Origin of the sequence: Bradyrhizobium sp. SZCCHNS1022 (assembly GCF_032484835.1) — a bacterium.
GTDB lineage: Bacteria > Pseudomonadota > Alphaproteobacteria > Rhizobiales > Xanthobacteraceae > Bradyrhizobium.
In genome coordinates this window covers 121102-134408 of the sequence record NZ_JAUETT010000001.1, presented here as the reverse complement: position 1 = coordinate 134408, position 13307 = coordinate 121102, and the positions used below count along the sequence as shown (strand labels likewise).

The following is a 13307-nucleotide window of genomic DNA, read 5'->3' as shown; positions in this document are numbered from 1 at the left end:
TTGTGTTAATTTTCTGCTCTTTTGGAAGCCGGTACTTCAGATGTCCACGATCGACCTCGTCACCATGAGCCCGAGCGACCTGCGTGCGCTCGCAGAACAATCCAACGCCTGGCCGTTCGAGCAGGCGAAAGCGATCGTGGCGCGGCTGAAGAAGCACCCGAAAGACGAGGTCCTGTTCGAGACCGGCTACGGTCCCTCGGGCTTGCCGCATATCGGCACCTTCGGCGAGGTCGCGCGCACGACCATGGTGCGCCATGCCTTCCGCGTGCTGACCGAAGACAAGATCAAGACCCGCCTGCTCGCCTTCTCCGACGACATGGATGGCCTGCGCAAGGTGCCGGACAATGTGCCGAACCAGGAGCTGCTCGCGCAGCATCTCGGCAAGCCCTTGACCAAGGTGCCCGATCCGTTCGGCACGCATGACAGCTTCGGCGCGCACAACAACGCGCGGCTGCGCGCCTTCCTCGACCGGTTCGGCTTCGATTACGAGTTCGCCTCATCGACCGAGTACTACATGTCGGGCCGTTTCGACGCCGCGCTTTTGCGCATGCTGGAACGGTTGGAGAAAGTGATGGCGATCATGCTGCCGTCCCTGCGCGAGGAGCGGGCAGCGAGCTATTCGCCGTTCCTCCCCGTCTGCCCGCGCACCGGGCTCGTGCTCTACGTGCCGATCGTCGAGCATGACGTGAAGGCGGGCACGATCTCCTACGACGACCCGGAGACAAAGGAGCGTGTCACGTTGCCGGTGACGGGCGGACACTGCAAGCTGCAGTGGAAGCCGGATTGGGCAATGCGCTGGCATGCGCTCGGCGTCGACTATGAGATGGCCGGCAAGGACCTGATCGACTCGGTGAAGCTGTCGGGCAAGATCTGCGCGGCGCTCGGCGGCACGCCGCCGGAGGGCTTCAACTACGAACTGTTCCTCGACGAGAAGGGGCAGAAGATCTCGAAGTCCAAGGGCAACGGGCTCACCATCGACGAATGGCTGCGCTACGCCTCGCCGGAATCGCTGTCGCTGTTCATGTATCGCGAGCCGAAGGCGGCGAAGCGGCTCTATTTCGACGTGATTCCGCGCAATGTCGACGAGTATCAGCAGTTCCTGGAGGGCTTTCCGCGCCAGGATGCCAAGCAGCGGCTCGGCAATCCGGTCTGGCACATCCATTCCGGCCATCCGCCGAAGGCTGATATGCCCGTCACCTTCCAGCTGCTGTTGACGCTGGTGTCGTCGTCGAATGCGGAGAATGCCGAGACCTTGTGGGGCTTCATCGGCCGCTACCGCCCCGGCGTGACGCCTCAGACGCATCCGAAGCTGGATGCGATGGTCGGCTATGCCATCAACTACTACCGCGATTTCGTCGCGCCGACGAAGGTGTTCCGCGAGCCGACCGAGAGCGAGCGCGCCGCGCTGCAGGACCTGCGCGATGCGCTGTCGAACCTGCCGGCTGATGCGCCTGCCGAGGAGATCCAGAACGTGGTCTATGAGATCGGCCGCCGCGAGCCGTTCCTCGATCACGCCAAGAAGGGCAAGGACGGCCGTCCCGGCGTCTCGCTCGACTGGTTCAACATGCTCTATCAGGTGCTGCTCGGCCAGGAGAAGGGGCCGCGCTTCGGCTCCTTCGTTGCCGTGTACGGCATCGCCAATGCCGTTGCCATGATCGACGGCGCGCTGGCGCGCTCGGCGTAGTCGCAGGGACCGTACCGGCGCTTGATGTCAGGTCCCGGGCACTGTCAGCGTCATCCGCGCCGGTGCGTCGCTCACGGCGCGGCCGAGCGTCAGCAGCACGCGGTTGATCGGTGTCGGAATCCGGTGCCGCTCGCCGGCCGCGACCACGGCGCCTGTTAGCGCCTCGATTTCGAGCGGCCGGCCGGCGATCCGGTCGAAATACATCGAAGTGCCGGCCTCAGGCGGATAGGTGAGGAGCGTTGCCAACAATTGCTCCGGCTCATCGTCCGGAAAGCGCGCGCCAGCGGCACGCGCCACGGCTGCGGCTTCCTTCAGAATATCGAGACACAGCGCCTTCACGTCACCGCGCCGGAACACCGCCTGTCGCTGCAAGGTCAGCGCCGTGACGGGATTGGCCATCGCGTTGAGCAGCAGCTTGCGCCAGACCAGCGTCTTGAAATCCGAGGTCACGAGAATTCGCATGCCGGTGCCGTCGAGCAGTGCGGCGAAAGCGCGGCCGTCTTCGTCATCGCTGACCGCAAATTCATGGTTGCCGGCGCGGCGGAGGCGCACGCGATCAGGCGCGAGGCGTTCGCCGTTGTAATAGACGATGGTCGGTACCACGGCCGCATCTCCGACGAATGGCGCCAGCCGGTCCGCATGTCCGATGCCGTTCTGCAGGGTCGCGATGCGGGTGCCGGGACCGCAGAGGCGCTGCAGCCAGGCTGCGGCGGTTTCGGTGTCCTGCGTCTTCGTGCACAGCAGAACCCAATCGACCGGCTTGCCTTGGTCAGGATCGGTCAGTGAGCGGATCGGGACCTCAATCGCTCCTTCCGAGTGCTCGACGACGAGGCGGTCGATCGGCCGCCTGACACAGGCGATGACGTCGTGGCGATCGAGCGCCGCCAGCTGTCCCGCGATCACGCCACCGATGCTGCCGAGACCGATCACGGCCACCACCGTCCGTTCAGAATCTCCAGTGCTTGCCATGTCGCGCGGCCCTCCCATTGCATTCCGGAGGGGTATCGTCGCGAATCCCGACGGGAATTCGAGGGCAATTTCAGCCAACCGCACTCACAGCTGGGTGACTACGCAGGCGGCCAGTGGAGCGATTGACGAGCGCAGCGCTGGCCGCCTGGGCGAAGCCGCTTGGCTCAGATCATCTGCAGCACGAATCGACGGTCGAGTTGCTGCACGGGGCGCGCGTTCATCGGATAGAGCTTTGCGAATTTCGCCACATCCGCCTCCGCGACCTCGATCGGATCGGTCAGCAGCAGCCACTCGACGACTTCCGAACAAGGCGGCGTCGTCAGCGAGCCGGCGTAGCGATAATATGAGCGCCGCATCGGCAACAGCGCATTCGGGTTGATGCGGGCATCCGCCTTGATCGCGGGCCCTTCCTGCTGCGGCATCGTCGCGACGATCTGCGCAAAGGCAGGATTGGGACGTCCCGTGGTCATCAGCACACCGACAACGGCGAGGCCGCCCGACGCAGCCCGGTGCACGAAATGGGCTTCCATCGGAAAATTCTTGCCGCCGATCTGATGTTCGCTCGGCCGGTGGAAATGCACCTGCAGCAGCTTGTAGGTGGTGTCATCGAGCTTCAGCGTGCTGCTGCCGTCGGCGAAATTGAGCTGGATCGTATGGCCGTTGTTGACGATGGTCTCCGCGGTTTTGCCCCAGGAGAGTTTCAGGTTCGGCAGGCGGGCCTTGGTCGGGTTTTCGATATCGACCGGGGATTGCTGGGTCCCGACCGCGCAGACCTTGCTGGCCGCGTCGAGGTCGCCCCATTTCGCAGGGCCGGTATTGCCCTCATAGCTCCAATGTTCGCCTTCCGCTGCGAAGCCGGGCGTGGCGCAGACGGGGCAGAGCGCGAGGCCGGCAAGGGCCTTCAATGCGTGACGACGGTTCATGGGCAATCTCCGGACGAAGTGTGATGAAAAAAATAAAGGGGGCGACATCAGCGGGGCCCGCCATTGGGCGAATCGCCGGTCCCAGGAACGCATGAAACGCGTTAATCTTTGCTGATCGGGCCATCCTCGTCCTCCCGCCATGGTGAGGACAGGGGACAATCTCTGCGAGCGTTTTTAGGCAGCCACCCGGGCAAACGGTTCTTGAGTTCGGTCGCACCTGCCGATACGGTCCCGGCTCGACAAAAACGTCAACGAACTCAACACCCCGGCAGGACCGCTGCGAGATGCCCAAAATCTACAAGATCTGTCCCGCGCCTGCTTGGCGCGAGGCCGAGCGGCAGGGCGTCTATCGCGGCAGCGCGGATGATCTGCGCGATGGCTTCATCCATTTTTCCACCGCGGCGCAGGTGCCGGAGACGGCGCGCAAGCATTTCTTCGGGCAGACGGCGCTGTTCCTGGTTGAGGTCGAGGCGGATACCCTCGGCGACCGCCTGCGCTGGGAGCCTTCGCGTAATGACGAGCTGTTTCCGCATCTCTATGGCGAGCTCGATCTCGTCGCGGTTACCGCGGTGCACCAGATGCATGCGCGTCCGGACGGCACCCACGACATTTCCGGGCTCGTGCCGTGATTCGCGCCTTCGATACCGTGTCATTACCGCTGCTGCGCTGGCTCGATGCCGAGGATGCGCATCGGCTGGCGATCCAGGGCCTGAAGCTGCTGCCGGCGATCCGGCCGCGTGCTGACGATCCCAAGCTGGCGGTGCGCGCTTTTGGGCTGAACTTTCCCAACCCGGTCGGCATGGCCGCGGGCTTCGACAAGAACGCCGAGGTGCCGGACGCGCTGCTGCGGCTCGGCTTTGGCTTCGTCGAGATCGGCTCGGTGACACCGAAGCCGCAGAGCGGCAATCCACGGCCGCGGCTATTCCGGCTGGAGCGGGACGAAGCGGTGATCAACCGGATGGGCTTCAACAATGACGGCGCTGAGCTCGTGCTGCGGCGGCTTGCCGGCCGCGCTCATCAGGGCGGCATCGTCGGGGTCAATGTCGGGGCCAACAAGGATTCCACGGACCGTGTGGCCGATTATGTGCGGCTGATCGAGACCTTCGCGCCGGTCGCGAGCTACTTCACGGTCAACATCTCCTCACCCAACACCCCGGGCCTGCGCAACCTGCAGCAGGCAGCGCAACTCGACGATCTCTTGGCCAAAGTGCTGGAGGCGCGCGATCGCGTGAAGGCGAAGGCGGGCGATACGCCGGTACTGCTGAAGATCGCGCCCGATCTCAGCCTCGCCGAGCTCGACGACGTGGTCCATGTTGCGCGTTCGCGGAAGGTCGACGGCATGATCGTCTCCAACACGACGCTGTCGCGGCCCAAGAGCCTGCGTGAGCAGGTGCGGGCCAAGGAGCAGGGCGGGCTGTCCGGACGGCCGCTGTTCCGGTTGTCGACGCGGATGGTCGCAGAGACGTTCGTGCGCGCGGAGGGCGCGTTTCCGCTGATCGGGGTCGGTGGCATCGATTCCGGCGGCGCGGCGCTGACCAAGATTCGTGCCGGGGCCAGCCTGATCCAGCTCTATTCGTCGCTGGTCTATAAAGGGCTGGGTTTGATCGAGAGCATCAAGGCCGACCTCGCCTCGACCTTATTGCGCACCGGACGAGAGTCGCTGTCGGAGATCGTCGGTGCCGACGCGGCGACCATTACTGCGGAAGATTGGCCAGTTTAGCCTCCGTCCTATTCCGCTGCCATTCCCCGACAAGCGCTGGAGATGGCGAGAGTTCAGGCCTTCCCAAACGATGCCTTCATCAGCGCCGGATAGCGCAGGCCCTGCAAACCGCCGCGCGCGGCGTAGTGAGCGAGGAAGGCGAACCATAGCCCGGTGTTGCCGGTGCTGCGCAGTGCGAACCAGGTAAGCAGGAAGATGCCGAGCGACGCGATCATGAGGTTGCGCATGTCGCGCACCCAGGTCGCGCCGATATAGATTCCGTCAAACGCGAAGGCGAACACCGCGAGCAGCGGCGATACGATCACGAAGACGAGGAAGTCGCGGGCGGCGAAGCGCACAGCAGGACTCGCCGTCATCAGCTCGATCAGCGCCGGGCCGAACAAGGCCAGGGTCGTGCTGACCATGAGCGAGAAGCCAAAACCCCAGGCGAGGATCAGCCGGGTCGCGCCGCTGAAGGCGCGCCGGTCGCGGGCGCCGATGGCGTAGCCGCAGAGCTGCTCGGCGGCGTTGGCGAGACCATCGAGAAAGAAGGCGCTGACGAGGAGGAAATTGTTCAGCACCGCGTTGGCAGCCAATGTGATATCGCCGGCGCGCGCGCCTTGGGCATTGAAGAACAAGAACACCGTGATCAGCGCTGCGGTGCGGATCATGATGTCGCGGTTCACCGCGAGCATCCGCCTCACGCCGTCGCCGTCGAGCAGCGCCTTCCGCGATAGCGCGATGCCGTCCGGCAACAGCCGTCGCGCCAATGCGACGCCCAGGATGAGGCCGACCGCTTCCGCGACCACGGCGGCGATCGCGGCCCCGGCGATCCCGGCGTCCAGCACCAGGACGAGGAGCAAGGTCACCGCGACATTGGTCAGGTTAATGGCGATCTGTACCGCGAGCGCCAGCCGCGCGCGGGCCTGGCCGATCAGCCAGCCGAGCACGACGTAATTGGCGAGGGCGAGCGGCGATGACCAGATGCGGATGGTGAAGTAGGTCCTGCCGGCGCGGGTCACCGCCTCGCTTCCGCCCATCGCGCTGAAAAGCACGCCGAAGAGCGGCAATTGCAGCACGATCAGGATGCTGCCGATCCCCGTAGCGAGTGCGAGACCGCGCACCAGCACCACCTGCAATGCGTCGCGTTCGCCAGCTCCGAGCGCTTGCGCGGTGAAGGCGAGCGTGCTCATCCGCAGGAAGCCGAACAGCCAGAACAGGCAATCGAAGATCACGGAAGCCATGGCGACGCCGCCGAGCAGGCTGGCTTCGCCGAGACGTCCGATCGCGGATGTCGCGACGATGCCGATCAGCGGCGTGGTCAGGTTTGCGACCATGGCCGGGCCCGCGATCGCGAATACCTGCGCGCTGGTCACGTTGGACTTTGTGAGTCCCGGGGAATGCAATGGACGCTCGCTTGTTCGTTCGCCGGACTCTTGCGGCGTGAGCGCTCGTTTATCGGCGATTCCCTACCGCCGCTAGAGCGCGATGCTCATGCCGTCATGCGCGGCTGTGTAGGGCAGCGCGTCCAGGCGAGACAGCATGTCGTCGCTCATATGGGTGAGGACGAGGCGCTTGGGACGGATCTCGTCGAGATGCGCTTCCAAGGTGGCAAGGCTGAGATGATTCTTGACGGCCTTGTCGTAAGTATAGGCTTCGGCAATGAACAGGTCGGCCTGCCGCCCAAGCGGAACCAGCGTATCCGTCCACTCGGTGTCGGCGCTGTAGGCGACGATGCGGCCTTCAGCCTCGATCCGGTAGCCCAGGAACGGACCGCCGGATTCGCCATGGACGACGGGGTAAGGCGTCACGGCGACCTCGCCGAAGCGGACTGTCTGCTCGGGTTCGAGGCTCACGACCGAGAGTTCGAATTTCTGCCGAGTCTTGGACGAATTCTCGAACAGCGCCTCCATGACCTGCGTCAGACGCGTTGCGATGCTCGTCGGGCCGGCAATGACGAGCGGCTTCGTTCGGCGCGAAAATTGCGCATCCAGCAGGAAGAAGGGCAGGCCGGCGAAATGATCGCCATGGAAATGCGTGATCAGGATCAGCTCGACATCGTTGCGGACGATGTCGAGCCGCTTCAGCGCCGCCAATGACGACGTGCCGCAATCGATCAGCAGGTTGGTGCTTTCGCCGGTGAGATGGAAGCAGGTGTTGAAGCGGCCGCCGGAGCCGAAGGCATCGCCGCAGCCGACAAAGCGGAGCTGCATCGGCAACGATCCCTCATCTGCCGCGCGGCGTGAAGATCCGCGACAGGAGCCAGATCGGGATCACGATGACGGCGCCGAGCAGGAAATAGCGCCAAAGCCAGTTGATCGCGTCGAAGCCGAGCTCATAGAGCCGCCGGACCAGGAGGCGAATGCTGTTGAGAATGTTGAGCGGATCGAAGCCGATCGCCGACAGCACGACGCCGACCAGGATCGACAGGAGAATGAGCCGGAAAGCGACCGACAGCGGCGAGCCGCCGAGAAAGCGGTAGAGGCCATCCTGGCTGCTGCGAGCCGGATAATCCCTGACGTCGTTCGACATGCCATCGTCTCCCCGGGGGCAAATGCGTGAAGCCCATTATAGGCAACGCGGAGCAGGTGGGGAACCCGCCGCGTCGCCGCAAGCGGCTTACCGGCTTTTAATGCGAGATCATGGTGCGGCCACGCTTTCTGCCTTCAGCATCCGCTCCAGCGTCTCTAGCCGGTCAGCTTCGCGCGGCGGCTTGTCCCAGCGCAGCCGGTTGATGCGCGGAAAGCGCATGGCGATACCGGATTTGTGCCGCGCCGAACGCTGCAGTCCCTCGAAGGCGACCTCGAGGACCAGCCCCTGGTCGGGCTCGTGCACGACCTCGCGCACCGGGCCGAACTTCTCGACCGTGTTGCGCCGGACGAAGCGGTCGATCTGCAATAGCTCCTCGTCGGTGAAGCCGAAATAGGCCTTGCCGACCGGCACCAACTGGTCGCCGTCATCGCCTGCGGTCCAAACGCCGAACGTGTAGTCGGAGTAGTAGGATGAGCGCTTGCCGTGGCCGCGCTGCGCATACATCAGCACGGCGTCGATGATATCGGGATCGTGCTTCCACTTCCACCATTGTCCCTTCGGCCGGCCCGGCAGATAGACCGCGTCACGCCGCTTCAGCATGACGCCTTCGACCGCGTCGGCGTCCTCCCCTGCGCCGGCCGCGGCGGGATTGGCGCGTGCCGCCTTCAGCTCGCCCCAGCTTGCAAACGCAATGGTCGGCGACAGATCGAGCCTGATATCGTCGAGCCGCTTGACGAAGGCTTCAAGGTGCTCGCGGCGTTCGGCGAAGGTCAGTTCGCGCAGGTCGTTCTCCTCGTCGGCCAGCAGGTCGTAAGCACGCAGATGGATGGGATACTCCTTCAGCAGCTTCGGCGAGACCGTTTTCCGGTTCAGCCGCTGCTGTAGCACGTTGAAGCTCTGCACACGGCCGTCGCGAAGCACCAGCAATTCGCCGTCGATAGCGGCCGGCAGATGCAGCGAGGGCAAGAGGTCCGGGAAGCTGCCGGTGATGTCCTCGCCGCTGCGCGAATAGAGCCGCGTGACCATGTGGCCTTGTGGGTCACGTCCGCTGACGGCCTGGACGCGGATGCCGTCCCACTTCCATTCCGCGATGTAGTCAGTGGGATCCATATTGGTGAAGTCCTCGTCCTCCAGCGCATGGGCCAGCATCACCGGGCGGAACGGTGCGGGATCACGGTTCTCCGGCTTCTCGCCGCGGCCTTCGAGCCAGGCGAACAGGTCCAGATAAGGCGGCGACAGGCCGGGCCAGATCAGCTCGATCTCGTGCGGGTCCTTGTCGCCGAGCGCGGCGGCCGCGGTCTTGGCGAGCCGCGCGGAGATGCCGATCCGCAGAGCGCCGGTGACGAGCTTCAGCAGCGCCCAGCGTCCGGTCTCATCGAGTTCGTCGAGCCACCGCGCCAGCTGCCGCGGCAGGTCGGTCTTGCCGAGCGTGCGCAGCGTGGTGACGACGTCGGTGAGAGTCGGTGGCGGAGGGCTGTTGTGGAAGTAGGGTGGCCGCGGTTCTTCACTCGCATCGGACTCGCGGTACCCCCCTTCCTGACCCTCCCCCACAAGGGGGGAGGGAACGGTGAGAGCAGTGATCGAGGCGGAATGCGTGTTGGTCGAGCCCGTGCTCGAAATTGTCCGAGATGGAAACTCCGTACGCAACGCGGCTCCCTCCCCCCTTGCGGGGGAGGGGTGGGGAGGAGGGCTCAGGAAAGATTGCCCATGATCGCCCTTCGGCCACATCAGCGCCACCGTCTCGGAGAGGTCGCCGACATAATCATAGGACAGCGCAAACAGCATCGGGTCGGTGCGGGCGGCAATGAGGTCGCGGATCAGTGCGGGCTTGGCGTGCTTGAACGACAGCGCGCCGGTCAGCGCCGCCAGCGCATAGCCGCGATCGGGATCCTCGACCTCGCGGAAATAGGACGTGATGAGGCGCAGCTTGTTGTTGCGCCCGGGCTCGTAGGCGAGACGGTCGAGCAGTTCGGCAAAGCGGTTCATGCCTCTGCTTCCTCTGCCGCTGTCAGCACCTCGGTCTCTTCCTCATCGCCATAGCCGACGAGATCGAGCGGCCGTGCGGCGAGCCCCTGCGATCGGCACCAATGCACCAGCGCGTCTTCCTGCCCATGCGTGACCCAGACCTCGCGGGCGCCGGTCGCCGCAATGGTCGCAGTCAGCCCGTCCCAATCGGCATGGTCCGAAATCACCAGCGGCAGCTCCACGCCGCGTTGCCGGGCGCGGGCGCGCACCCGCATCCATCCAGACGCAAAGGCCGTGACCGGATCGGGAAAGCGCCGGGTCCACAGATCGGAGGTCGCGCTCGGCGGCGCCAGCGTGATCGTGCCGGCAAGCTCGGCCTTCTTCCTGCCCTTCACGGGACGCAACTCGCCGAGCGGGACGCCCTGTGCCTCATAGTAGCGGGTAATCTTCTCCATCGCGCCGTGCAGATAGATCGGCGCATCGTAGCCGGCCTCGCGGATCAGCGCGATCACACGTTGGGCTTTCCCAAGCGAGTATGCGCCGACGAGATGGGCGCGCTCCGGAAACAGTGCGACGGATGCCAGCAGCTTTTTCACCTCCGCCGCGGCATCGCCATGCCGGAACACCGGCAGGCCGAACGTTGCTTCGGTAATGAAGACATCGCATTGCACGAGCTCGAAGGGTGCGCAGGTCGGGTCGCGCGCATCCTTGTAGTCACCGGAGGCGATGATGCAGGTATCCTTGCACGATACCTTGATCTGGGCCGAGCCCAGCACATGCCCGGCCGGGTGGAAGCTGACCGTGACATCGCCGAGCTTGATCGTCTCCCCATAGCGTATCGCCTGCGTCGAGCCGGCAAAATGATCGCCGTAACGCAGCCGCATGATGTCGAGGGTTTCCTGCGTGGCCAGCACCGCACCGTGGCCGGCGCGGGCATGGTCGGAATGGCCGTGGGTGATCAGGGCACGTTCGACCGGTCGCGTCGGATCGATATGGAAGCCGCCGGCCTTGCAGCACAGGCCGGCGGGGACGGGCATCAGGATGTCTTGCGGGCGCATGTCGATCATATATAGGAACCTCGATGCATCAATCGAGACCGCCTCAACTCAGTTCCGTCATGCCCGGCCGCTTGTTCCTGTCCTCCGGCGATCTGATCGCCGATCGCCGCTATGAATTCGCGCGTGACCTGCAGCTGAAGGGGGATCTCGCCGCCGCGGCCGAGGTGCTGGAGCAGGCGCTCGAGGTGGCGCCGAATTTCGCGTCCGCCTGGTTTGCATTGGGGGAAATCCGGGACGACATGGGCGAAGCCGATGCGGCGATCGCCGCCTTTCAGAAGGCCTGCGTCGCCGATCCGGATGATCATCACGGCGCCGGCGTGCGCTTGATGCGTCTTGGCGCCAAGCCGCTTTCGGACATGCCCAAGGCCTATGTGCAATCGCTGTTCGATCAATATGCCCCGCGCTTCGAACAGGAGTTGATCGAGCGGCTGCACTACTGCGCGCCTGAGATCCTGTTCAAGGCGGTGCTTTCGGTGCGCGCGGCGCAGAAGAAGACCGCCTTTTTCAAACGCGCCGTGGATCTCGGCTGTGGCACCGGCCTCGGCGCTGCGGCTTTCGCCAAGAATGTCGATACGTTCATCGGCGTCGATCTGTCTCCGGGCATGATCGAGCAGGCCCGAGCCACCGGCCTCTATGCCGAGCTCGACGTCGATGACATGACCGCGGCCTTGCTAAGGCAGCGGGATGCAAGCGCCGATCTCGTGCTCGCAGCCGACGCGATGGTCTATGTCGGCGAGCTCGCGCCGGTTCTGCAGCAGGTGCAGCGCGTGCTCATGCCCGGCGGTCTGCTTGCCTTTACCGTCGAGTCTCACGACGGGGATGGCGTGATCATGGGCGGTGGGCTGCGTTATGCCCACGCTGCGGAATATATCCGCAATGCGACCGCGTCAGCGGGATTGACGCTTTCACATCTCGTGCCGGCGAGCCCGCGCACGGAAGATCAAGTGCCGGTGCGCGGCCTCGTTGTGGTCGCGACGAAAGCTTGAGTTGTTGCGCGACATCATGAGTTGATCGCACTGCACTCTGCGACGTGCGGCAACTTCATGCTTGCCGCGTGCTTCCCGATGTCGAAGGATGAGCGCCTAGGGAGGACACAACAAATGAAAAATCGTCAGACACGGCGCCAATTCTGCGCGACCGCACTTACTGCCGTTGGTGTTGCGACCATTGCCGCCCCTTGCGTCTGGGCTGCCGAGAAGAAATACGACGCTGGCGCCAGCGACACCGAGATCCGGCTCGGGCAGACCGTGCCGCATTCCGGACCCGGCTCGCTGTACGGCGTGCTTGGGCGCGTCGGCGAAGCCTATTTTCAGATGCTGAACGAACAGGGCGGGATCAACGGTCGCAAGATCAAGTTCCTCACCATGGACGATGCCTATAGTGCCCCGAAATGTGTCGAGGCGACGCGGCGGCTGGTGGAGCAGGAGGAGGTGCTGGCGCTGTACGGCTCGCTCGGCACCGCACCGCAGACCGCCGTGCACAAATATCTCAACGCCAAGGGCGTGCCGCAGCTTCTGCTCAACACCGGCGCCTCGAAATGGAACGATCCGAAGAACTACAAATGGACCATGGCCGGGCTGCCGCTCTATCCGACCGAAGCGCGCATCCTCGCCAGGCACGTGATCAGCGTGAAGCCCGAAGCCAAGATCGGCATCCTCTATCAGAACGATGATTTCGGCCGCGATTTTCTGGGGCCATTCAAGAAGGTGCTGGCTGATGCCGGCGGCAAGGCGGAGGTGATCATGGAGCAGACCTATGATCTCACCGATCCGACCATCGATTCGCAGCTGATCAACCTGTCGAAATCGGGCGCGGACGTCTTCTACAACATCACCACCGGCAAGGCGACGTCGCAATCGATCCGCAAGGTGGCTGAGCTCGGCTGGAAGCCGCTGCAACTGCTGTCGGCCGGTTCGACGGGACGCTCCATCCTGAGCGCGGCCGGCTTCGAGAACGCGGCCGGTATCGTCGCCATCCGCTACTCCAAGGATGCCGGCGTGCCGCGCTGGAAGGGCGATCCGGAGGTGAAAGGCTTCGAGGCGCTGCGGGCCAAATACCTGCCCAATATCGATCCCGACAACACCATCGCCTATGCCGGCTACGGCCAGGCGGCCACGATGGCCGAGATCCTGCGCCGCTGCGGCGAGACGCTGACCCGCGAGAATGTGCTGAAACAGGCCTCGACCCTGGCAGGATTCCACTCGCCGTTCTTCATCGACGGCATCAATTACGACTACACGCCGGACGACTACACACCGATGAAGACGCTCTATATCTCCATCTTCGACGGCAAGGACTGGCAGATCTCGGACAGGCCGGTGACGGAATAATGAGTGATCCTCATGGTGGGGAGCGCGTCAGCGCGTCTCCGGACGATGCTGCGCATTGCCTCGTGAACCATGAGGTCTCGATGCGGCCTCACCCTTGACGCCCGCCAAATTGGTGAGCTCCTCAGGGTGAGGGGAAAGCGCGAAACG

12 protein-coding genes are annotated in these 13307 nt (G+C 64.4%); 5 read left to right on the top strand and 7 right to left on the bottom strand.

All coding sequences use genetic code 11. The features are described from left to right. Positions 1–40 precede the first annotated feature (40 nt). Positions 41–1684, top strand: a complete 1644-nt coding sequence (locus tag QX071_RS00585) for a lysine--tRNA ligase (RefSeq protein ID WP_315702779.1) — start codon at positions 41–43, stop codon at positions 1682–1684. A gap of 27 nt (positions 1685–1711) precedes the next feature. Here the strand turns inward: QX071_RS00585 and QX071_RS00580 are convergent, their stop codons facing one another. Both QX071_RS00580 and QX071_RS00575 read right to left on the bottom strand, forming a co-directional pair. After that, on the bottom strand, positions 1712–2653 hold the full coding sequence (locus tag QX071_RS00580) for a 2-dehydropantoate 2-reductase (protein WP_315702780.1): 942 nt from the start codon (positions 2651–2653) through the stop codon (positions 1712–1714). A 164-nt stretch (positions 2654–2817) separates the two neighbouring features. Continuing rightward, the gene (locus QX071_RS00575; protein WP_315702781.1) at positions 2818–3576 is read right to left on the bottom strand and encodes a carbonic anhydrase family protein; all 759 of its coding nucleotides are present in this window, start codon (positions 3574–3576) and stop codon (positions 2818–2820) included. 284 nt (positions 3577–3860) lie between these two features. Here QX071_RS00575 and QX071_RS00570 point away from each other — a divergent pair, with 284 nt between their 5' ends. Then, positions 3861–4205, top strand: a complete 345-nt coding sequence (locus tag QX071_RS00570; RefSeq protein WP_315702782.1) for a DUF952 domain-containing protein — start codon at positions 3861–3863, stop codon at positions 4203–4205. Then, positions 4202–5296, top strand: a complete 1095-nt coding sequence (locus QX071_RS00565; protein WP_315702783.1) for a quinone-dependent dihydroorotate dehydrogenase — start codon at positions 4202–4204, stop codon at positions 5294–5296. The genes QX071_RS00570 and QX071_RS00565 overlap by 4 nt, the downstream gene beginning before the upstream one ends. 53 nt (positions 5297–5349) lie before the next feature. Here QX071_RS00565 and QX071_RS00560 read toward each other — a convergent pair whose 3' ends face one another. The 5 genes from QX071_RS00560 to QX071_RS00540 form a co-directional block, all read right to left on the bottom strand. After that, positions 5350–6612: an MATE family efflux transporter gene (locus QX071_RS00560; RefSeq protein WP_315703179.1), complete on the bottom strand. Its 1263-nt coding sequence runs from the start codon at positions 6610–6612 to the stop codon at positions 5350–5352. A gap of 141 nt (positions 6613–6753) precedes the next feature. Beyond that, a complete protein-coding gene (locus QX071_RS00555) occupies positions 6754–7488 on the bottom strand; it encodes an MBL fold metallo-hydrolase (RefSeq protein WP_315702784.1) in 735 nt (244 codons plus the stop codon). Between the two features lie 13 nt (positions 7489–7501). Continuing rightward, positions 7502–7807, bottom strand: a complete 306-nt coding sequence (locus QX071_RS00550; protein ID WP_315702785.1) for a DUF6460 domain-containing protein — start codon at positions 7805–7807, stop codon at positions 7502–7504. Between the two features lie 108 nt (positions 7808–7915). After that, a complete protein-coding gene (locus QX071_RS00545; protein ID WP_315702786.1) occupies positions 7916–9793 on the bottom strand; it encodes a cisplatin damage response ATP-dependent DNA ligase in 1878 nt (625 codons plus the stop codon). After that, positions 9790–10830 carry a ligase-associated DNA damage response exonuclease gene (locus QX071_RS00540; RefSeq protein WP_315703180.1) on the bottom strand — a complete coding sequence of 347 codons (1041 nt, stop codon included), beginning with the start codon at positions 10828–10830 and terminating at the stop codon, positions 9790–9792. Before QX071_RS00540 ends, QX071_RS00545 begins: the two co-directional genes overlap by 4 nt. Positions 10831–10889: 59 nt before the next feature. Here QX071_RS00540 and QX071_RS00535 point away from each other — a divergent pair, with 59 nt between their 5' ends. Both QX071_RS00535 and QX071_RS00530 read left to right on the top strand, forming a co-directional pair. Then, positions 10890–11816, top strand: coding sequence for a class I SAM-dependent DNA methyltransferase (locus QX071_RS00535; RefSeq protein WP_315702787.1), 927 nt, complete (start codon positions 10890–10892; stop codon positions 11814–11816). 114 nt (positions 11817–11930) lie between these two features. Then, the gene (locus QX071_RS00530) at positions 11931–13160 is read left to right on the top strand and encodes an ABC transporter substrate-binding protein (RefSeq protein ID WP_315702788.1); all 1230 of its coding nucleotides are present in this window, start codon (positions 11931–11933) and stop codon (positions 13158–13160) included. Positions 13161–13307: the final 147 nt, after the last annotated feature.